Source organism: Selenomonas sp. FC4001 (assembly GCF_000701565.1).
In the GTDB taxonomy this organism is placed as follows: Bacteria; Bacillota; Negativicutes; order Selenomonadales; family Selenomonadaceae; genus Selenomonas_A; species Selenomonas_A ruminantium_B.
The window spans coordinates 440,134-463,366 of the sequence record NZ_KL370793.1 but is presented as its reverse complement, the minus strand read 5'-3'; the positions used below and the strand labels follow the sequence as shown (position 1 = coordinate 463,366).

14 protein-coding genes are annotated in these 23,233 nt (G+C 49.8%); all 14 read left to right on the top strand.

Annotated features, from left to right (window positions below):
* Positions 1-2 precede the first annotated feature (2 nt).
* The 14 genes from T320_RS11870 (at position 3) to T320_RS11805 (ending at position 23,221) form a co-directional block, all read left to right on the top strand.
* A complete protein-coding gene (locus tag T320_RS11870) occupies positions 3-2,234 on the top strand; it encodes an NHLP family bacteriocin export ABC transporter peptidase/permease/ATPase subunit (protein ID WP_051608769.1) in 2,232 nt (743 codons plus the stop codon).
* Positions 2,235-2,248: 14 nt separating this feature from the next.
* Complete coding sequence (locus tag T320_RS11865; RefSeq protein WP_051608768.1) at positions 2,249-5,011, top strand: NHLP bacteriocin export ABC transporter permease/ATPase subunit; 2,763 nt, start codon at positions 2,249-2,251, stop codon at positions 5,009-5,011.
* Positions 5,012-5,057: 46 nt separating this feature from the next.
* The gene (locus T320_RS11860) at positions 5,058-6,419 is read left to right on the top strand and encodes a TolC family protein (RefSeq protein WP_051608765.1); all 1,362 of its coding nucleotides are present in this window, start codon (positions 5,058-5,060) and stop codon (positions 6,417-6,419) included.
* Positions 6,416-6,970, top strand: coding sequence for an RNA polymerase sigma factor (locus tag T320_RS14100; RefSeq protein WP_051608764.1), 555 nt, complete (start codon positions 6,416-6,418; stop codon positions 6,968-6,970). The genes T320_RS11860 and T320_RS14100 overlap by 4 nt, the downstream gene beginning before the upstream one ends.
* An 84-nt stretch (positions 6,971-7,054) precedes the next feature.
* Complete coding sequence (locus T320_RS11850; protein WP_037356107.1) at positions 7,055-7,282, top strand: hypothetical protein; 228 nt, start codon at positions 7,055-7,057, stop codon at positions 7,280-7,282.
* Between the two features lie 67 nt (positions 7,283-7,349).
* Positions 7,350-7,679 carry an STAS domain-containing protein gene (locus T320_RS11845; RefSeq protein ID WP_037356104.1) on the top strand — a complete coding sequence of 110 codons (330 nt, stop codon included), beginning with the start codon at positions 7,350-7,352 and terminating at the stop codon, positions 7,677-7,679.
* A 40-nt stretch (positions 7,680-7,719) separates the two neighbouring features.
* On the top strand, positions 7,720-9,855 hold the full coding sequence (locus T320_RS11840) for a SpoIIE family protein phosphatase (RefSeq protein ID WP_037356100.1): 2,136 nt from the start codon (positions 7,720-7,722) through the stop codon (positions 9,853-9,855).
* 5 nt (positions 9,856-9,860) lie between these two features.
* Positions 9,861-12,035, top strand: coding sequence for a SpoIIE family protein phosphatase (locus T320_RS14095; protein ID WP_156032845.1), 2,175 nt, complete (start codon positions 9,861-9,863; stop codon positions 12,033-12,035).
* Between the two features lie 135 nt (positions 12,036-12,170).
* On the top strand, positions 12,171-13,757 hold the full coding sequence (gene serA, locus T320_RS11830) for a phosphoglycerate dehydrogenase (RefSeq protein ID WP_026761190.1): 1,587 nt from the start codon (positions 12,171-12,173) through the stop codon (positions 13,755-13,757).
* A gap of 202 nt (positions 13,758-13,959) precedes the next feature.
* On the top strand, positions 13,960-14,313 hold the full coding sequence (locus T320_RS11825) for a hypothetical protein (protein ID WP_037356095.1): 354 nt from the start codon (positions 13,960-13,962) through the stop codon (positions 14,311-14,313).
* A gap of 113 nt (positions 14,314-14,426) precedes the next feature.
* Positions 14,427-15,020, top strand: a complete 594-nt coding sequence (locus T320_RS11820; RefSeq protein ID WP_037356092.1) for a helix-hairpin-helix domain-containing protein — start codon at positions 14,427-14,429, stop codon at positions 15,018-15,020.
* A gap of 16 nt (positions 15,021-15,036) precedes the next feature.
* Positions 15,037-17,427 carry a DNA internalization-related competence protein ComEC/Rec2 gene (locus T320_RS11815; protein ID WP_037356090.1) on the top strand — a complete coding sequence of 797 codons (2,391 nt, stop codon included), beginning with the start codon at positions 15,037-15,039 and terminating at the stop codon, positions 17,425-17,427.
* Between the two features lie 119 nt (positions 17,428-17,546).
* A complete protein-coding gene (locus tag T320_RS11810) occupies positions 17,547-17,738 on the top strand; it encodes a hypothetical protein (RefSeq protein ID WP_037356087.1) in 192 nt (63 codons plus the stop codon).
* A gap of 101 nt (positions 17,739-17,839) precedes the next feature.
* A complete protein-coding gene (locus T320_RS11805; RefSeq protein ID WP_037356085.1) occupies positions 17,840-23,221 on the top strand; it encodes an autotransporter family protein in 5,382 nt (1,793 codons plus the stop codon).
* Positions 23,222-23,233 lie beyond the last annotated feature (12 nt).

The following is a 23,233-nucleotide window of genomic DNA, read 5'->3' as shown; positions in this document are numbered from 1 at the left end:
CCATGTTAGAGAAAGTGAAACGCATATTCACAAGGGACTGCAGCCGGGTAAAAGTTCCGACCATCCTGCAGATGGAGGCTACGGAATGTGGCGCGGCGGCTCTGGCCATGGTGCTGGCTCATTACGGCCTTTGGATACCGCTGGAAAAGCTTCGGGCTGAGTGCGGTGTAAACCGCGATGGTTCGAAAGCAAGTTGTGTCATACGGGCGGCACGGAACAGAAAGTGTCAGGCAGATGGCTACCGCTGGTCAACGGATGACCTGTTGGAGCTCCTGCCGGAAAATCCCTTTCCCTTGATTATTCATTGGGAATTCAATCATTTTGTGGTGCTGGAAGGTATCAAAAACGGCAAAGCCTATCTCAACGACCCCGCCATGGGGCGGCGCACCGTGCCGTTGGAGGAGTTTCGTACATCCTATACGGGTGTATCCCTCTATATCGAGCCGGGCGAGGACTTTGTAAAAGCCGGTCACCGCTACAATGTTTTCAAAGATTTGGGCAAAAAGCTCATGGAAGACCATTGGGCAGCCCTGTTCATTCTCATACTGGAATTTTGCGCCATTATTCCCGGTCTGGCCGGGCCGGTCATGAGCCAGATTTTTCTGGATGAAATTCTGACACGGAAGCATCTGAACTGGATGACGAGTTTTTGTATGGCCATGACGGCCTCCTTTATTCTGTCGGGCATCATGACCTGGCTGCGGGCGGTTGTGCTCACCCAGTGGCAGAGAAAGCTGACACTGGCGGATTCTTCCAGCTATTTTTGGCATCTGTTGAAGCTGCCCATGCAATTTTTTCATCAGCGCTATGCTGCTGAAGTAGCGGGCCGCGTGGGATTCAATGAATCCATTGCTGGTGTCCTTTCAGGGCCTGCAGCTACGGCTGTGCTGGACTTTTTCGTAGCGTTATTCTATCTGTTGCTGCTCTTGCAGTACAATGTGACTCTGACCATTATCGGCGTACTCTTCAGCTCGGTGGAAATCGTGTTGTTCCTGGCTATGCGGCGGCATCTGACCGACCTCAATATGCGCATACAGCAGGATGCAGGCAAGGCTTATGGTGTGGCCATGAATGGACTGCGCATGATTGAGACCATCAAGGCCAATGGGGATGAGTCGGATTTCTTCACCAAGTGGGCAGGCTACCAGACGAAAGTTCTTACCGCCTCTCAGGAGACGGCTCTTTGGGCCATGTCGGTGAAGATGCTGCCCACATTGCTCTCGGGTATCAACGGTGCCCTCATCATGACCATCGGCGGCTTCTCCATCATGGAGGGCGCCATGACTGCCGGTATGTTTATGGCTTTTCAGCATCTCATGCGCAGTTTTGAAGCTCCTGTCAATGCATTGGTGGGGCTGGGGAGCACCCTGCAGACCACAGAAATGCAGATGCAGAGGCTCAATGATGTGCGCTGCTATGAGGTGGACAGTCTGAACTTTCCTGCAGATGAAGAGGAAAAGAGCAAAAAATTTCCCATGGATAGGCTTTCGGGGGAGGTAACCCTTGATGATGTGAGCTTTGGTTACAGTCCGTTGGAGCCGCCCCTGCTGGAACATTTTAACCTCCATGCCAGCCCTGGCGACTGGGTTGCGGTGGTGGGTGCCTCCGGCAGCGGGAAGTCCACTTTTGCGAAAATCATCACGGGTCTTTATGAGGAATGGACTGGCACGCTGGCCTTTGACGGCACGCCCCGGCGGCAGGTGCCGCGGCAGGTCATCACGAGTTCGCTGGCAGCAGTAGACCAGGACATCTTTCTGATTACCGGCACGGTGGCAGAAAATATTGCCCTCTTTGACAGCACTGTGCGCAAGAGCGACATCATCGCGGCGGCCAAGGATGCCTGCATACATGAGGATATCCTGCAGCTGGATGGTGGCTATGAGGCCCAGGTGGCCGAAGGCGGCGTGAATTTCTCCGGCGGTCAGCGCCAGCGGCTCGAAATCGCCCGTGCGTTAGCCGTGAATCCCTCGATTCTCGTGCTGGACGAGGCCACCAGCGCCCTCGACCCCATTACGGAAAAGAAGGTGCTGGAAAATATCCGGCATCGTGGCTGCACCTGTCTGATTGTGGCCCACAGGCTGTCCACTATCCGGGACTGCGATGAAATCATCGTCCTCTCCCATGGCAAGATAGTGGAGCGCGGCATCCATCGGGAAATGGTGCAGCATGATGGCCCTTACCGTAGGCTTATCGAGGAGCGGGAGAAAGAAGAAATGGAAACTATGGATGAATGAAGGAGGTAATGCCCATGAAGGAAAATATGCGTTTATTAGCAGGGCAGCGCTTTCTTCTTGAGGACGATAAGAGCTTTTGGCAGGTGCTTTCCGGACAGGTGGAAGTCTATGCGGTGCCCAGCAGCGGCAAGCTTTCTTTCCGCCGCTGCTATCTTATGGAGCTGACCTCCGGGGAAGCAGTCTTTCCGGCCATGGATGAGTTCGAGGAAGTCCGTATACAGATTTATGCCGTAAATGATGCCGTGCTGAGCGGTGCTCCCTTGTCAGGGACAGAGCTCGCTGAATTGCGCCCGCTGATGGAGCACTGGTTCCGCAGTCTGGTGCGTATTCCCTGGCTGCGTCTTATCGCAGACAAGGGCGACGATATGCTCCGGCAGTGGCAGCAGGCAGATATGCTGGCAGGCTTTACAGACAAGGAGTCCCTGCTGGAGGAGTTCGTCCAGCATGAGGAGCTTTTATCCACGCTGCTTGGAATGCGTTTCGGAGCGGAGGACGAGCGTCACTCCCGCCGCATTTTGCAGAAGAAGAATGCCAAGAAGACGATGGTGGAAAACGGCATCCGGAGTCTTTTGGGAGAGGAACAGCTCTTTGCCGGGACGTGGACGCAAAACCGCAGCAACCATCTGCTTTCGGAAGTGGAATATGTGGTGGAGCAGGCCGCCAAGGCCCTTTCCATGCCGACGACGTTTCTGGGCAATATGAAGGATAAGGTGCAGGACAAGGAGCCTGTGGCGCTATTGCGCCGCTTCATCCAACAGGGCAATATGCAGATGCGCTTGGTGAGCTTGCCCGAGGGCTGGTACAAGAAGGACACAGGCGTCATGATTGGCTTCTACACCCCGCCGGGGCATCATGAGAAGCTGTTGGCGGCTTTTATTCCCGACAGCCCGGAAAGCTATCGTATTCTGCTGCGGGAAAAGCCGGAGGGCATCCCGCTTACGGATGCAGAGGTGAAGAACATAGCTAAGGATGCCTTCCAATGCTATGCGGGCTTCCCGTCCCGTGCGCTGAAACTATGGGATTTGGTGAAGTTCATGTTTCACCAGTGCTGGAAGGCAGACTATCGCACGATTATCATTTGCAGCCTGTTTGCGGGACTTATTCCTTTGGCAACACCGATTATCACGGAAACCATATTTCAGGACATTATACCGATTTTAGACAGGCAGGGACTTGCTACAGTCACGCAGGCGCTGATGGTGACGAGCTTCACCACGGCGGCGCTGGGCATCGTGCGCTCCGTGGCGGTGATGCGCATATCCAGCCGCATTGAGATTTCCGCCGAAGCTGCTATGTGGGGCAGGCTCATGAGTCTGCCGACGAAGTTCTTCCGCCGGTTCACCGTGGGAGAACTGGCCAGCCGCATGGCCGGTATTGGCATTGCCAAGAATCTGGCTTCCGGCGAGTTTGTAGGCTCCATTCTCAGCTTTATCTTCTCATTCTGGAGCATTTTCCTCATGTGTTACTACAGCCTGAAGCTCACGGCGGCGGCCATTGGCGTCTGGATTGTCTATAGCTTGTTCGTGGCCTTGGTGCTCAGACGGGTGCTGTTTTTCCAACGGAAAATCATTGAGGCGGGCAATAAGTCTGCGGGCACTGTGCAGCAGATTTTCGCCGGACTGTCCAAATTCCGGGTGCAGGGGGCCGAGGAACAGGCGTACAATCTCTGGACGCGTGCCTTTGGTGAGCACTGGAATTGGAGCCTCAAGCTGCGCTGGCAGAACAACTACACGAGCATAATTTCCAGCATCCAGCCCTTCATTCTCACGCTGATTCTCTACTGGATTGCCGTCTATGGTATGAATGAAGTGGGGCCGGACGGCAGGACGGTGAAGCAGGGCATCGGCTATGCGCAGTTCATCGCCTTCAACGCCGCTTACTCCAGTTTCAACGGAGTAGTAGGCGGTGTGATTGGCCTCGTGAGCCAGTATTTTGCCATCCAGCCGCAGCTGGAGAATCTGCGGCCCATTTTGGAGGCCGTGCCGGAAAGCGGCGAGGAAAAGCATGAGGCCGGCCGCCTTACCGGTGCTCTCGAAGTCAGCCATGTTTCCTTTGCCTACACCCATATGGTGACTGACGATAAGGGCGGCGTCAAGGAAGTCGAGGGCAAGGAAGTGCTTTCGGATGTGAGCTTTTCTGTGGCGGCAGGAGAAAACGTGGCCATCGTGGGCAAATCCGGCAGTGGCAAGAGTACTTTGGTGCGTCTGCTGCTGGGCTTCGAGGAACCCAAGCGGGGTAGCGTTTCTTTTGACGGGCAGGATTTATCGGAACTGTCCCTGCCCTCCGTGCGCTCGCAGATGGGGGTGGTGCTGCAGAATGGCCAGCTCATGACAGGAGATATTTATACCAATATTGTCGGGACGCGGCTGCTGACGCAGGAAGATGCCTGGCAGGCAGCGGAAGCGGCGGGCATTGCCGAGGACATCGCCGAGATGCCCATGGGTATGCAGACGGTCATCAGCGAGGGCAGCAGCAATATTTCCGGCGGCCAGCGACAGCGCCTGCTCATTGCCCGTGCTCTGGTGGGAAAACCCCGCCTGCTGATTTTTGATGAGGCAACGAGTGCTTTGGACAACCGTTCACAGGCCATTGTTACCAAGAGTCTGGACCGCCTCAGGGCAACCCGCATCATCGTGGCGCATCGTCTTTCGACCATCCGAAATTGTGACCGCATCATCGTCATGGATGATGGCAAGGTAGCTGAACAGGGGACTTTTCAGGAACTATTGGAAAAGGGCGGTCTGTTCTCAGAATTGGTAAAACGGCAGGTAGCATGATTGACACAAAAGTTATAGCAGATAGATTTAGAAGGTGAGACTTCCCATGAAAAAGACGATTTTACTGACATTGACGGCACTGTCCTGTGCTATGACTCCGGTTAGTGCCGTACCCTACGGGGAGATGTACGGGGAGAACAATGAGCCGGTGCAGCTGACTCTGGCCCAGTCCATCGAGATGGCGCTGGCAACGGATGAGCGAATTGAGGCGGCCCAGGCGGGCAGGGATGCTGCCAAGTGGAGCCTGTCGGCCACGCGGCGGTCCACAGGGCCAAGTGTCACATGGAACAGCCAGGCCTACCGCATCGGCGGAGAAAACTACAGGCTTTCTGGCTATCGCAGCACCTTTGCCAACAGTTGGAACCTCACGGTGCCCCTCTATACCGGTGGCCAGCTGGAAAATCAGCAGGAGGCCAAGGGTTATGCGCTGAACCGGGCGGACATGACGCTGGAGAATACCCGGCAGACCGTGCGCTTTCAGGCGGCGGAGGCTTACGCCAATCTGGTTCATCGGGTCAATCTGGAACGCATTGCCCAAAAGGCGGTGGACATGGGGGGCGCCCAGCTAAAACTCATCAACGATCAGTACACCGAAGGGGCGGTGGCCAAGGCCGATGTGCTCTTGATGCAGGTCCGGTTGGCCAACTACCAGCAGAATCTCAATTCAGCCCAAGCGGCCGTGGAAGTGGCAGAGTCAACTCTAGCCAGCAAGCTGGGGTTGCCCCAGAATACAGATATCGAAGCCGTGGATGTCTTTTCCTATGAGCCGTATGAAAAAGATTTGCCAGCCTGTGAGGCATATGCGCTGGCGCATCGTCCGGATGGGAAGGCAGCTGAACTGGCAGTCAAGAGCGCCGAAGCGGAAAAAGACGCGGCCAAGTCCGGCTACCGCCCCAGAGTCAATGGTGTGGCAGGCAAGAGCATTACCGGCACCAAAGCCTTCCAAAATGAGCGCAGTGACAGCTGGGAGGCGGGGATTACCCTGTCCTGGAACATCTTTGATAACGGCGTCACGGCAGCGAAGGTACAGCAGGCCAAGGCCGATGTTAACCAATATCAGGCCGAGGCCAACCGCATCAAAAAGACCATTCAGCTCGAAACCCGCTCGGCTTACATTCAGATGAAGACGGCGGAGGATAATATAAAAGCGGCGGCAGCAGCGGTGAAGCAGGCTGAAGAAAGCTATACCATAGCGCAGGTGCGCTATGAAGAAGGTGTGGACATCCTGCTGAGTGTCGCAGATGCGCAGGAAAAGCTCACACAGGCCCGGTCAAACTACAGCACGGCTCTTTATCAATATAATCTCTATCGTGCGACGTTGGAAAAGGCCATGGGAATCCCTGTGATTCGCTCTGATAAGGAGAGAAACCGGACAGAGGACATCCAGGCAAAGGAGGAACATACATGACCAAGGATATTGCTTATTGGAGCCAGGTGGCCCAGAATGCCGTCAAGGATGAGCAGGCCTTTACGGAGCTGTATGAGCATTATTTCCCCAGAGTCTACCAGTATCTTTTGAAGAAAACCTGTGACCATCATCTGGCAGACGAACTGGTGGAGAAAACCTTCATCAGCATGTATGAGAAACTCTCCCAGTACGACCCGGACAAGGGCGCTTTCTCCACCTGGCTTTTCCGCATTGCGCAGAATGCGCTGAACAAACATTTTGGCAGCAAGGCTGTCACCATGCACGCTACCTGGGAAGATAATTTTGACCCGGCCGCAGATACGGCTACCCCGGAGCAGCAGACGCTTAACACGGAGGAAATGACGGAATTGCGCGAGGCCATTATGCAGCTCTCTGAGCGTGAACAGAGAATTTTGGAGATGACCTACTGGCTGGACATGAAGTCGGGAGAAGTGGCCAAAGCGCTCGGCATGACCCCGGATAACGTGCGGCATGTGCTCATGGAGGCCCGGAAGAAGCTGCGGGTGCTATTGTCGGCAAAAGAAAAGTAATTTTTTTTGAAAACCCCTCACAGTTTTTGCTGCCAGGGATATAAAGGACAAGAAAGATAGAGAACAAACAAAGGAGGGAGAAAGATGAACGAGATGGAACTGGAACAGAAACTGAGAGCCTTTGATTATACGACACTGGATACCGTTAAAGAAAATCTGAAAGACAAAATTCTGGCCATGCACCGCCGGGATAATCAAACCGTCCTGTCCTTCCGCTCCAAGTGGAACGATAAGAGACTCAGCGAGGACGAACTGGACTATGCAGCAGCTGCAGGCACTCCTGGATGCCAGGAAAAAAAGAAGGAAAAATAAAATGAATAGGATAAAAAGCAGAGCCAAATAGCAAATTGGCTCTGCTTTTGGAACGGAGGAAATGAAGATGGATACACTGGAATTTGAAACGGGCAAGCAGAACGATTGGGTAGTGGTGAAAGCCAAGGGGCGGCTGGACAGATTGAATGCTGCCGATGTCAGTGTGGAGTGGGAGAAGATTCAGGAAGAAAGCCAGAAAATGGTTCTGGAACTTTCCGAAATGGATTATCTTTCCAGTGCGGGCATTCGGATTTTGCTGCGCCTGTCCAAAAAGGCAAAAGCGGAGGGCAAGGAATTTGCTCTTTGCTGCGGGGAAGGTTTTGTGAAAGAAGTGCTGGAAGATTCCAATATGGATATGCTGGTCAAAGTTTATGATAGTCTGGATGAATTGGCCTGACCATAGGGCAGAAACTATTAAAAGATAGGGGGCAGGGGCGATGAAGATGAATATCCACGGCAAGGCCCTGCTCTTTATTTGTGCGGCAGGTGTTTCCACTTCCTTGCTGCTGGGGAGCATGTTCTTCCTAGGGTTAAAAGAAGCGGAGAATCTGCTTGACCGTCAGGTGGTCACTCTGGCGGGGAATATTACGCAGGAAGCAGAGAACTTTGCCGAGGACGAAGTGCGGAAGCGCATGGAATCTGTCATTTTGCAAAAGGCCTATTATGTGGAAATATTTATGCAAGAACTGGAAGGCGATGTCGCTATCCTGGCCAAGAGCATGACAAATCTTACGCAGGAGAATAGCGCTGCTTCCGCATACCGTATCTATGACCCGCGACAGGAGAATGTGCGCTCCGGGCAGCTGTATTTTCTCGCAGGCGCTTCCGGAGGCAGCCCCTCGCCAAAGGCCTTGCAAAGTGCCAATATTGGTGATGTTATGCATCGCTTGGCCAAAAGTTATGAGGCAGCTCCCATGCTGTTCTATATTGGTTCCAAGGATGGCTGGAGCCTGCGCATGGATTTTATGTCGAATCCGGATGAATTGATTGTTCTGCCTGCGGAGGCTCTTACGCCTGCTTATGATACCAGAGACAGGTATTGGTATAAGCTGGGGAAGGAAGCCGTGGGCAAAGATGTGGCGGAGATTATTCCCATATACGCGTCTCTGGGCGGCGAGACACTGCTGGCCTGTGTCATGCCTTATGAGGATGCAGACGGCTTTGCCGGTGTGGTGGGCATTTCCATTGCGCCTGTTGTTTTGCAGCAGGAAATAAAAAAAGAGGTACTCACCGAGGACAATATCAGTTTTCTCATAAATCCCCAAGGGCAGATTGTCTTATCCTCCGCAAAAGAGGGAACCTTTGCCCCGAATCGTCCCGACTTTGACTTGCGGAAAACGGATAATCAGGCGCTTTCGCAGGCAGCAGAGGATATGATTGCCGGGAACAATAATTCAAAGCGTGTGCAGGTTGACGGGGAAGATTGTTATCTCGTATATGCCCATGTGGGCGATAAAGGCTGGAGTTATGGGGAACTGGTGAAGCTGGAGGAAGTCCGGTCGGATGCGCAGTTCATTGGCCTTTCGACGAAAAAGGAACTGCAGGAACTGCAGGGAATGGCGGCGCCGTTGCTGGAAAAAATTCGCATTTATTTATTCTGCGCTATGGGCATGTTGCTCGTGGTATTATTTTGGGTGAGCTGGCGCTGGGCAAAGAATTTTACGCGGCCCTTTACGGAACTGGCGGAAGGTATGCGCCGGGTGGCAGGTGGTCATTTCGATGAGAAAATCCATATTTCCACCGGGGATGAGATAGAGAAATTAGCAGATAGTTTCAATGCCATGACAGATGACTTGAACGTATATATGCAGGAACTTTCTGAGGCGCAGGCGAAAAAGGCCCAGGCTGCAGCAGGGCTGGACGTGGCCATTGGTATTCAAAAGGGCCTGCTGCCCAAAGCGTTTCCAAAAAGCGAGAAATTTTCTTTGTTTGCCCGCATGGAACCGGCTAAAGAAGTGGGCGGGGATTTTTATGATTTTTACTATCTGGACAAAAATCGTCTGGTTCTGACTATGGCCAGTGTCGATAGCAGTTCCCATGATATGGGGAAGGGCATACCTGCGGCACTCTTTATGGCGGTGGCGAAGAATATTCTCAGAAATTGCCTGAATACGAACCGGGGAAAAAATCCAGCGGCTGCCTTGCAGCAGGCCATGGAACGGCTGGCGGAGGAAAATGTGGAAAAATTATCCGTCAATGTTTTTGTCGGGATTCTCGATACCGGGACAGGCGAGCTTTCCTTTGCCAATACTTCGCCGACTCCGGCGCTCTTATGTCATGGGGAGGATATTGAGGAACTGGCTAAGCGGGAAGATGTGGGCGAGTTAAAGCAAGGCAGGGCAGTTCTTGCGCATGGCAATGTACTTTTCCTCTATACGGACAATGTATGGAGCCATAGCGGAGCGGACGGGAGCTATTTGGATTTGGCCTGGTTCCAAAAGACAATGGCGCCGATGGCTACTGAATCTGCCGAGAATATTACGCTTACCATGGAAGCGGCCATGAAATCTTATCGGCAGAAGTCCGGACAGGAAGGCGATATTGCCCTGATGGTACTGCGCTGGAACGGGTGAAAATCATGACAGACTGGTGGGAAAAGGATGTGTTGACAATGAGGCCGGGCATAAGAAAACGGCTGTTCCTGCTCATGTTATTGGGGTGTACTTTGGGCATTCTCTTTTTGGGAATGCCTATGCTTTATGGCATTTATGAAATGCAATCCCTGGTCAGCGGGAAAGACGAGATTATCTCACGCGCCGTTTCCTACTATACAACGGATTTTGCCAAGGAGCAGGCGCAGGAACAGATTGAGGGGGAAGCGGAAATCCGTGCCGGCATAATGGGGTATGAAGCGGGGATGGTGCAGGCAGATGTGCAGTATATTTGCGATGAATTGAACAGCATTCTGCAGGCACCCGGCAAGTATTCGCCCAAGACAATTCCCAATGCACTTTATGAGGATGTTCCGCGGGGGACGGTTTATGTCCATTTTAGCCCCGAACTGGTACAGAAAGGTGTTTCGCCGGAGTTGGAGCAGGAAATACGGAGAGTCGCCAATATCGCGACGACCATGACCAAACTGGGCGAATATTATCAATGCGTATTTGTGGTTTCCAAACATGGTTATATTATCCGCTTCGACGCAAAAAAAGAAGCAGACGCTATTTCGCAGTTGAGTAAAGAACCTTGGCGACATACATATGATGCCAGAAAGGGGAATTGGTATAGCAGCGGCTTAAAACATTCGTCACCTGCGTATACCGAGAGTTACCTGGGAACGGATGGCGAGCTGGTGCTGCCCTGCGTCACGCCTTATTATGATGCCAATGGTATTGCCGGTGTGGTAGGCGTGGATTGCAAACCCGACAACTTTCTGCCGGTCGAAGAGGAAGGCAATATTAATTTCTTTGCCTTGGGTAGCAACGGCGAAGTTCTATTAAAGGAGTTAGAAGAGAAATTTACTGCGGACTTTCCCTTGGGACAGGATTTGCAGAAAAGCAATATCACCAGTTTGTCTTTTGCAGCCCGCCGTATGGTGAAGGGCAATATTGGCTATCGAAAATTGAATTTCGAAGGGGAGGAATATTATCTTTCGTATGCACCTGTGCCAAGGCAGACTTGGAGCGTAGGCACTTTGATGGAGAAAGCCAGGGTGACAAAGGCGGCTAAGGATGCCCAAGGACGGATGATGGGCAAGATGGATGAACTGAATGCCTCGTTGCAGCGAATGGTGGCGCTTTTCGCGGGGCTGCTGATTATCAGTGTAATGCTCGCTGTAGCCTTGGTATCCTATGGAAGTGCCCGTGCATCGGAATTCTTCTGCCGCCCGTTGCGCAAGCTAATGGAAGCGGCCAAAGAAATTGCTAAGGGGAATTTTTCGCATAAATTGGAAGTGATACCCGAGGGGGATGAAATCAATCATCTGGCCGCCTGCTTCAATGGCATGACGGATGAATTGGAACGCTACGAAGATGAAATTGCCCGCATATCCTTTGAAACTTCCCGCATCGAGGCAGAGCTGGCTGCGGCAGCTCAAATTCAAATCAGTCTGCTGCCGGCCCCGCTGCCTAAAAATGAGGCGTTTCAGCTGGCCGCAGCCATGTATCCTGCGAAGGAAGTGGGGGGCGATTTCTATGATTTCTTTTACGTTGACCAGAATCACCTGACAGTAATCATTGCGGATGTGTCGGATAAAGGCGTATCGGCCGCCCTGTTCATGGCCGTAGCCAAAACGGTGCTCAAAAATTCCATCTTGTCGGGCAAGACGGAAAGGAGTTTGGCAGAAGCTGTGGCTCTGGCCAATGACCAACTGTCGGCCGAAAATGAAGAGGGACTCTTTGTGACGGTGTTTGCAGGCATTTTAGAGCTGAACACGGGAGATTTTACCTATGTCAATGGCGGTCATAATCCGCCCTTGCTGCTGGAGGGAGATATGCTGTCCTACTTGCCTTTGACCAAGAAAAGTCCTGTCCTGGGCATGATGGAAGGAATTCCCTTCGAGGAAAAAAAGATGTGTCTGGGCAAAGGTTCCCGGCTATTCCTTTATACAGACGGTGTGACAGAGGCCATGAATGTGAGTGGGCAGATGTTTACCAAGGAACGTCTGGAAAAGAAATTGTCCCTGCTATCTGTCAAGGCGGAGCCGGGGGAAGTCATAGAAGATGTGCTGCTGGAGGTCCAGCGTCATGCAGGGGCGGCTGAGCAGTCGGATGATATCACCATGGTGGCTCTGAATTATGCGGGCAGGGGATAGTTACATAAAGAATAAATTAATAGCATAAGGCTAAAACAAAAAATAAATCTTGTTTTTCTGCAAAATACACTTGCTGATATAAAGTGGATAAACTATAATGGAATAGTGTTATTTTGATTATAAGGAGCGATGGATATGAAGGTTTTGGCTGCTGATGGCATTTCGCCCAAGGGCATTGAGCTTTTGCAGAAGGAGTTTGAAGTAGATGTGCGGGACAAAATTTCCGCCGAGGAACTGTTGGAAGTAATTCCGCAGTATGATGCATTGATGGTGCGCTCTGCCTCTAAGGTGACGGCTGAAGTCATCAATCGGGCAGAGAAGCTCAAGATAATCGGTCGTGCTGGTGTTGGCGTGGATAATATCGACATTCCGGCAGCTACGGCCAAGGGCATTATCGTTATTAACTCTCCCGGCGGCAACACCATCGCCGCTACGGAACATACCATGGCCATGATGCTGGCCATGTCCCGTAATATTCCCATTGCCAATGAAACCATGCAGAAGGGCGAGTGGAATCGCAAGCAGTATGTGGGCGTGGAATTGCGGAACAAGACGCTGGGCGTTATCGGCATGGGCCGTATCGGTTCTGGCGTGGCCAAACGCGCCATGGCCTTCGATATGAATGTTATCGCCTATGACCCCTATATCAACGAAGACCGTGCCAAAGATTTGGGTGTGACGGTCGGCACGCTCGACGATGTCATCACGCAGTCGGACTTCATCACGGTGCATATGCCGCTGACGCCTGACACCAAGGGCATGATTGGCATGGAACAGATGAAGAAGATGAAAAAGGGCGTGCGTCTGGTGAACTGCGCCCGCGGCGGCATTATCGTCGAGGAAGATTTGGCCGAAGCTGTGAAGCAGGGGATTGTGGCCGGTGCAGCCATCGACGTATTCACCAGCGAGCCTGTCGGTGCAGACCATCCGCTCGTCGGTGTGCCGGGCATTGTGCTGACGCCGCATCTGGGTGCATCCACGGTGGAAGCGCAGGTCGGTGTATCTCTCGATGTATCCGAAGGTATTCTCGCAGCTCTCAAGGGTGAGCCGGTGGCAACGGCAGTCAATATGGCGCCGGTTTCTCCGCAGGTCATGAAGGTTATTGCGCCTTACCTTACGCTGGCTGAACGCCTGGGCGGCACTGTGGCATCTTTGGCTGAAGCTCCCGTCAAGAAGGTGGAGGTTACCTACAACGGCGAGATTACGGAAGTCAACACGGGCATGCTGACCACGGCAGTAATCAAAGGCCTCTTGAATCCCATTATGGAAAACGATGTGAACTACGTCAACGCACCGGGACTGGCCAAAGAACGCGGCATCAAGGTGACGGAAGTCAAGAAGAAGGAAGCCGAAGACTTTGCCAACCTCATTACGGTCAAAGCCGATATTGGCGGCGGCAAGAACCTCACGGTGCAGGGCACACTCTTTGGCAGCGAAGCCCGCATTGTGCGCATCAACAAGTTCCGTGTGGACGTTGACCCGCAGGCCCGCATTCTCGTGTGCCCGCATATCAACAAGCCCGGCGTTATCGGTACGATTGGTACCTTCCTCGGCGTGCATGGCATCAACATCTCCGGCATGCAGGTGGGCAAGACGGAAGTCGAAGGCACGAGCCTGATGGTGCTGACCGTTGACCATGACATTCCGGCAAGCGTGCTGAAAGATGTCAAGGGCATTGACGGCATCATTGATGCCAAGCTGGTCAATTTCTACGCCATTTGACAAGTCAAAACTGTATATAAAGCTAAAACAAAGCTCTGTGTTCAATGGACACAGAGCTTTGTTGTTTGGGAAGGTTTGCATTATGTATACGCATCGCTAACATTCACATAATTCAGTAAACAAAATTTTAAGTATACATGCATACAATTTGCGAACAATGTAAACTTGTGCTATTATATATCCACGGTAGGAGGTGCTGTGTATGTATACGAAAGAACTTTATATAACGAGAATTAAACTGATTGCTCTGAGCCGTATTCGTCAGATTGGGGAGGCGGTGCTGGAAAGCCCGGGCGATTTCCGCAAGGATACGCGGGACTATCTGGATGCCATGTATGAGGGGATTTCCTACATGCGTCCGGAGCGTCTGGCGGAGGTAGTAATGACTGTCTATGACGGCTACGCCGAAGCAGGGAATGCTGACGATGGCTGTGTGGCAGACTCTTTGATGTCCATTGCGCTGGCAGAATACCAGAACGAGCTGGGCGAGGATAATATCTACGATTTGGGCTGGAACAGCTGGGTGGAAGATTTCTTCCGCACAGAAATCGCGTAATCATAAGCAATCATTATATTTTATGCAAAAACTTCTGCAACTGGCAGGAGTTTTTTTATTGCCCGCGAAGCATTGATGTATAATGACAGGGGATAAAGGATGGTGGTTGTATTATGCCAATGTACAAGAAACAACTATTTGTCTTAATAATTATTCTGCTGGCGGCTATTGGCGGCACTTATTACGGCTTGTACAGCGAGGAGCAGTCTGCCGTGCTGGAATCCTTTCCACCTGCTGAGAATGCATTGCCTATTAAGGAAATAACCATCTATGTCACAGGGGCGGTCAATAAACCGGGATTGGTGAAAGTGGCCGAAGGTGCGCGGGCCGCTGATGCCATCAATGCCTGCGGGGGACTGCTGCCCATCGCGGACAGCGAGAAAATCAATCTGGCCCAGAATCTGAAGGACGGCCAGCAGCTAAAGGTGCCGGAAAAAGAACGGTCAAATAGCAACGTTGACAAGTCAAAAATTGACAAGTCAAAAGCTGACATGTCAAAGAATGGCGGCAGTGGCGAACTGGTCAACATCAATACCGCGGATGAAAAGGTTTTGGACACCCTGCCGGGCATTGGCCCCGCCATGGCCAAACGGATTATCGAGTACCGGGAGACGGAAGGCCTGTTCCAGTCCATTGAGGATATCAAAAAGATTCGGGGCATTGGCGATGCCAAGTTCGAGAAGCTGAAGGATAAGATTTGCATTTGATGTGGGATGTGAGGCCATGAAAATCGGTCAGGGGCAGGAAATATTTTTAGCGGGACTGCTCATAGCCTTGGGGACAGGGATTGGCTGTGCGAGCCTGCTGACATTGCCTGGAAGCATCATTCTGCCGTTGCTGCTCTTGGCATTGAGCTTATCTATCTTTGGCGCTTGGCAGGGACGGCAATGGACATGGATGGCTGTGCTGGCTGCGTTTTTTTGCGTGGGTATGCTGCGCTTTATGGCGGCGGATTATCTGTCGGAGCAGGATATTAGCAATTTTGCGCGAGAGACGGTGAAGGTGGAGGGGATTCTGCGGGAGGAACCGCGGCTGACGGAAGACAATCAGGGACAGCAGAAGCAGCGTTATCTGCTGGATGTGACGCGAGTAAGAATTAAAGGGCAGGAATGGCAGAAAGCCAGCGGGGGAATCTATGTCTATGCCCGCCATCGTGAGGCGCCTGCCGTGCGCATTGGCGATAAAGTGACGGCTGCGGGAAAGGTGCGCTCGCCGCACGGCTATCAAAATCCCGGCCAGCTGGATACGAAACTGCTGCTCAAGAGTCAGAGGATAACGGCTTCGCTGTCAGCAGGTAAGCAGGGCATCAAAGTGGAACCGGTGGAAACTGCCGCTTTTGCTCGCAAGCTGGCAGATGTGCGCAGCCATTATCGGGAACGAATGCAGACGGTCATGCCCAAAGAGGATGCGGCGGCTATCTTTGCCATGCTCTTTGGCGGCTATGATGGCGTTAATGAAGATTTGGTGCAGAATTTTACGCTCACGGGACTCATTCATCTGCTCTCGGTATCCGGCTCGCATATCAGTCTGCTGGCGGCGGTGATGGCGGGGGTGGGCACATTGCTGCGCATGCCTAAAGCCGCTACGACTGTGCTGGTGGTCGGGCTTATCGTTATCTATAGTCTGCTGGCTGGGGCGGTACCGCCGGTTATCCGTTCTGCGATTATGGGCGGACTGGCCTTTGTGGCTTTGGCGTTGGACAGGGAACGGGATGCCCGGCGGATTTTGCTCGTAACTGGCTTGGTGATGCTTGTAATCTGGCCGTTATTGCTCTTTCATATCAGCTTTCAGTTGTCCTTTTTGGCTACAGCGGGGCTGTTGTATTTGGCACCGAAATGGCAAAGTTTTCTGCGGGAGCGCGGCATAAACTCTTTTGTGGCGGCGGGGCTTTCGATTACGCTAGCGGCGCAGCTGGCTACCCTGCCTATACTAGCCTGGTATTTCAATCAGCTGTCCCTGTCCTCACTGCTGGCCAATCTGGTGGTGGTGCCACTGGTGGAACTTTTGATTGTGCTAGGACTCTTTGCCGGCGTGCTGGCTTTCGTCCTGCCGTTTGCCGGCAGTGTGGTCTTTGCCTGTGACAGTCTGCTCTTAGGTGTTGTGGAAGAATTGACCGCCAAAATCGCGGCTCTGCCAGCTAGTGCCATTTGGATTCCTTCTTTGCATTTCAGCGGGGGATTGCTTTACTACGTTTTGTTGGGGCTGTTTCTGTTAACGGCAGAACAGCGGGAAAAATTATGGGAGGGGTTGAAAGCCCGGCGTAAAGTGCTGGGGATGGCGGCGTTGGTCTTATTTGTCTTTGTCATCAGTTGGCAAATAGCAAGGCCCAAGGAAATGCAGGTGCATTTTATCGATGTGGGGCAGGGAGATGCGGCGCTTCTCATCACGCCGCATGGTCATGCCTTTATGTTTGACTGTGGCGGCACCAGAGATGGGGCCTTTGATGTGGGAGCCAAGGTGGATGTGCCCTATCTGCTGCATTATGGCGTGTTGAAGCTGGATGCTGTATTCCTTACCCATGCTCATGAGGACCATGCGGCAGGCTGTGGCTCGCTGATGAAAAAAATTCCGGTGAAGCAGGTGGTCACGGCAGATGAGGGGATTAGCGATTATGCCCGCAGTATGCGGCTGGGGGATAATGACCCGCTGCTGCATAAATTCCATACTGCCCGGCAGGGGGAGGAACTTATGGTTGATGGTGTGCGGATTGAAATCCTCTATGCGCCAAGTGTCAGTGGCGGAGAAAACAAGACTGGCAACGAAGCCTCGAATGTCTATCGCGTGAGCTATGGAAGAGCTAGTTTTCTCTTTACCGGGGATTTGACTAAAGAACGGGAAGCAGAACTTTTGGCAGCAGGAATAAATCCGCAAAGCACCGTGTTGAAGGCAGGCCATCATGGCAGTGATACATCAAGTTCGCCGGAATTTTTAGAGGCCGTCCGCCCTAAGTTCGGTATTTTTTGCGCGGGTGCCGATAATTCTTTCGGGCACCCGAAGCCGGAGATTGTCAAGCGCTTCCGCCAGATGGGAATCAAGACATACCGCACGGATGAAGATGGCGCTGTGGTGTTTTATACGGATGGGGAGAGAATGCGGGTAGAAACCTATAACTGACACCAAAGATGCTAAACATGGTGGCTTGAAGTTTTTGCGGGGACTGGGCAGGATTTTGCCTTAGAATGTGGAATTGTTAAAAATAGTATTAGTATGAAACAGCAGAAGGGATGATTTTTATGACAGCAGAAGAATTCAAAGATGAAGCCAGAAAGCTGGGCATTACGGAAGCGGCAGCTGACCAGGCCATTGAACTGCACGAGAAGTTTCTGCGCATGGGCATGACTCCGGCCAGCTATGAGGAGATACTGGCAGCGAAGCAGAAGAAATCCTGTGTGGAAGTGTTCGAGGCGGCGCTGGGAGCGCAGTAAAATAATATTACAACAAATGTCGCAAATTTAAGAAAAAAGGATTTGCTGCGATATAAGGGATAGAAGTACATAGGGATTAGCACTTGGGGAGGCGCAAGGGAATGGTTAAGCAAAAGAATAAGTGCAATGAGGAGCGGCTCACTCGCGCTGTTTTATTAGGATTAGCAACGACTACAGCACTGATGTCTTTTGGTGGGACAGCTTCGGCAACGACACTAACGGAGTATAAGGCACAACTGGCGGCGCAGGAGGCTGTGGAGGCAGGTAGTGGTGAAAAGGTGCTGCTGAAAGAAGTCAATGGTGATAAAAGTAGTGGCAAGGTGATTCATGCTAGTGATGGAGGGCAGATTTTTATTGCTGATACACCTGTTGCGGATGTTGCTAGCTACCAGAGTACGATGGCAGATACGGTGGCAGGACATTGGAATACGAAGTCTAATGTAGTAGTTGATTTGACCAACGATGTGTTTTTTGCCGAGGGCGAAGACAGCAAGATTACCATTGAGAATGGTACGGTGTTGGCCAAGGCCAGTAATTTATATGGGCACGGGGAAACGGAATTAACGGAAATACCTTATGAAGATAATGGAAGCTCATATATTAAACGTTATGGGGAAAAATCATATTATGATGCTGAACAAGGGAAAACTGTCGAGGAAAAGTTTTTAACACCTGAATATCCCGCAGGTATAATTGAAATTGGCGATGTGAATGAGTATAAAAATTGGCAAACTGAATCAAATACAGGTGCTTATGCAACGTTAAAGCTGATTGGCAATACAAAGTTTAATAACAGTGGTTGGACAAATGAAGTAGGCGAAGCAATAAATAATAAGAATTTTATTGTGTTGCGAAAAAACGGCATATTGGAGGCAGAGTCTGCGCAGATTTTTAATTTTGGACTTGGTGATGGCACGACAATAAGCACAGGTGGTGTGCGAAAAGATGCAAATGATGCCATTTTATTTGAATCAGGCGTAGTTTTACTAGGGGATGATAAATATAATAATGAATACCTTACGGATGCGAATATAGCTGTAAAAGCAGCAGATAATGGTAATACTGTTGTAGAGGTGAAAAGTACAGCAAAAAAAGTAGACGTAGGGACAGACGTGGGTAGTATTAAAAGTGAAATAGGGAAAAGTGACTATTGTTTAGAAGTTCATGAAGGTACTAATTATTCTTTGAACAATTGGTGGAACTTGGACGATGAATATATAAAGGGATATGTAGAAGACGGGAATAATCTGCACAATTATTATTGGAATACAAAGCATAATAGTATGCGGCATAACTATGTGCGTAAGCTTTATGTGGAAGATGGTACCGTGGTTAAGCCAATGACTGTGGCTGCCGGGTTTAATGATTCATATTCAGGTGATGTGTACATGATACACAGAGAACCAGATAGTGAAAGTAGTAATCTTTATTACCACGATCCAATAAAAGAATTAAATACTGTTGTGGATATGTCAAATGTGGTTTTTAAGGTTTCACCTGTTAATGGAACATACAAGTCAGGAAACACTGTAGAGGAGACATTGCCTACAAGAAATGTGATTGAATTTTGCAATGGTACAACGCTAGTAAAAGCATCAAATCTTTATGGGGACGAAAAAAATGTTATCAATGTAGCTAGTGTTCCTTATGATTATGAGTCCATGATTAATGACCACGAATATCGCGTCAATAATGCAACAGAGCCTCCATCAGCTACGTTAAAACTGATAGACAATGAAAAATTCAATTCTATATGGCAAACTGATGCCGGTGATATTGTTAATGGCAAGAATTTTATTGTTATCAATGCTACTGGTACATTAGAGGCTAATTCTGCGCAAATCTTTACTGTCGGCCTTAACAAAGCTGGCGATATTATGAGTCCGAAGTCTATCCGTGTGGATGCGGACAACGCGATTTACTTTAAGTCTGGCGTATTGATGTTGGATGATGAGAAGTATAATGTGGATTATCTGAATGAAGCCAACAAGTTGGTAAAAGAGGCTGATGGTGGTAATACAGAGGTAGAGGTTAAGCTGACGGCAGTAAAAGTAATAGGTAATCCTAGTGCGATGCCTGATTCAGAGGAAGATAATAACAATGATACAACTGTGTCTAAGTATAGAAAACAGTTCTCAGCAAATGGACCAGTGGTGTTAGCAAATGATACTCCTAAAACCATTACTGTAACAGATGATGTTTCTGAGTTTAGAGTTGAAAATGAAGTGTCATTAATGAGATTTGCTGATGATACAAAAAGCAAAGGTACATTGATTAATGTTAAGGCTGTTGCTTTGGAAATTGGTAATGTAGAATATAATGCAGAAAGTCAGAGTAAAATATATGGAAAATCTGAGGCTGTTACAGATTTAACCAATGATGTTTTTTTTGCAGAAAGTCCTATTATTTTCCTAAATGGTACATCTGAGGTAAAGGCTAGTAATCTGTATGGTAATGGCTGGGGGAAAGAAGTGCATTACTATATGGATGACTCGAATGAAGGGGGATTTATATCCTATTCATTGGGGACTATAGAAATTGGTAATGTATTGACTGGAGGCTGGAATTATAGTCAGGCGGAAGCGGCTGATGTAACGGCGACATTAAAACTCGTAGGAAATACTAAGTTTAATAACCATGGATGGACCAATGAGAATGGGGACATTAAAGATGGCAAGAATTTTATTGTCTTGCGAAAAAATGGTGTTTTAGAAGCGAACTCTGCTCAGATTTTTAATTACGGTCTTGGTGCTGAGGGGACTATAACAACTACGGGGGGCGTACGCACGGATGCTAATGATGCTATTTTATTTGAGTCAGGTGTGGTGTTACTAGATGATGAAAAGTACAATCTGGATTATCTGAATGAAGCCAATAAATTGGTCAAAGAGGCTGATGGCGGTACTACGAAGGTAGAAGTTAAGCCTAATGCAGAGAAAGTGGAGGGAAATCCTGATGCCGTGCCAGACATTAAACCAACACCTACAGATGATGATAATAAAGATTCGGTAATTCGAGATATTGGAGATGTGCCTGATGATTCGTGGTTCGGCCCAGTAACTACACAGAATACAGATATAACTATAAGTGATGAAGCAGGGGCTGATTCCAATGCGGATAAGCTTAATGCACAGTCTTTGGATATGGCAGAGCCGGCGGTTGGCAATACCAATAGTATTACCATCAATGGTAAACAGCTACGTTTGGGGAGCAGTACGCCGGGGCAACATCTGTTGACTGTTGGGGGGAAAATGCCTCCTCATCCTGTGCAAGTAAGTGTGCTTAACGGTGGTATTTTTGCCTTGGGTACAGGGAATGCAGCCAATGATGTGTATGCTGACATTACTGTTGGTAATAGTGTAGGCAATGATGCTTCACAGTTTAATGTTATGGCTGGGAAAAAGACTATAAATTCTCTAATTGCTAACGCCGGAGCATTAGTGAGCATAGCTATGAATACTATGCTTAATGTGCCTACTGTAACCTTTAACGGCGCTACAGTGCGGGTAGATGGGATTTTGAATATCACGGGTACAGCGAACTTTAGCACAAATTCGGTTATTTATGTCGGAAGTGCGACGTCGGCAGGAAAGATGGTAGTATCAGGTGACATATCTTCACTTGCCGGAGCGGCAATTTTCCTTGACCCTGTATGGAAAGATGGCGTAGAGATAACCGATGCTTCGCAGTTAGCTGTAGGTGACACCAACATTGATTATAATCTGATTATAGGACGCAATTCTGTGGCTAGCATTGGTACGGATGATTCAACCAAGGCGCAATTGGCTTTTGCGGAAACCCAACTTAATTGGGGCGAAGATGATATAACCGCCGCATTGTATTTGGCAAAGCCGGTAACTTTGGATGGCAGTGCTGGGCTTACTGTGGATGGTTCGTTGTCTTCATATGGTGCTCCTAATGCTAATACAGCAACATTTGCGGCAAATTCCCTGCTGATGGTTGATGCAGAAGCCTTGGGGGGAGAAGCTGCGCTGACGGCATCTTCAGGAGCGGGAACTTTAGCTGTAGATGATACGGCTAAACTGTATTTGGCCAATGCACAGGCAGGGAACAACTATACGTTGACAGCAGGTTTTACTACGACAACTGATGCTAAGGGCTGGTACACTGACACAGACAACGTGATTGTTAATAAGCTGTTAAAAGTTAGTAACACTGGTAGTACTGCTGCAGTAGATAAGGATGACAATTCTGTTGTATTGAAGAATTGCGCAATTCCCAATGCAGTTAGTGCGGTGGTTGATGAACAGGTACTGACTACAAACGAGGGGATAGAACCTTATTCTACAGGTGCAAATTATGTAGCTATGGCAACAAGTGGATTGCTTAAAGATGAGCAGTCTATAGAGCTTATTAACACAGCCGCTCAAGCTGCGGAAACTACAGGTGCTACTGCAAATGCGTTGGGAATGGTGACGACATTCTCAGAGGCTGTACAGAATCAGTTGTCATTTATGGCTCAGCCACAAATAGGTGAAATGGTCAAGGTGCAAAATGTAGAAAAGACTGTAATTAGGGGCTCGTCCTTTGCTGATGATAAGAAGGAAGCTACGCCTGTGCTGGAACTGCATATGAGTGATAAAGATAAGTCCATTAAGCAGATTGCTAGAGAGGCGAAATATGAAACGTCTAATGTTGAGTCAGGAAAAGGCAGGATTTGGGCGAAGGCTTCGTATGAACGGGGGAAGATTGATGGCAGAGCATTGGCTGGGACAAATACAATAGCAAATTATGACAATAATTTTACCGGGATTTCGGTAGGCTATGATTTGGCTCCAAAAGGGAATTATGAACAGGGGATTGCAGTAAGCTATGGTTTTGGTTCAGCTAGTGCAAATGGCGTTAATGAGCGGGATAAGTATCAAGGTGGTGGTGTTTCCTATTATGGCAGTATCAAGAAGGGTGATTCTAATTTAATTGTGGATGTAGGCGGTTATCAGGTTAAGCATGATGTGGAGGGCCTGTTGAAAGCAGAACCCAAGACTAATCTGATTACGTTAGGCATCACCGAGGAATATCGTAAATCTTTGGGCAATGGTGGTATGTTTGTGCCTCATATAGGCTTGCGTTACACATATATTGATACGCCTGCTTATGATGGCGTTTACAATGGCAAGACAGCTTTCCGTTATGCGCCAGAGAAGAATCATGTATTTACTGTGCCGGTGGGAATCGGTTATATGAGTCAATTTAATTCTGGTGGCTGGAAGTATAATTTTGCTGCTGATTTGTCCTATATTGGTGTTCTAGGAGGACAGTCTGCTAATATGGATGTAACGATTCCTGGCTTGAACGCAAAGGATTCAGTTTGTTATGATGTGATTGACCGGTCAGCTGTAAAGGCAACTTTAGGACTAGCGGCTGAAAATGACAGGATGAAATGGGGCGTGAATTATAGCTTTAAGGGAAGCAGCAATGAAAAATCTCATCGTGTGTCTGCGGGGATAAGCTGGAAATTCTAAGATATTGAAGGA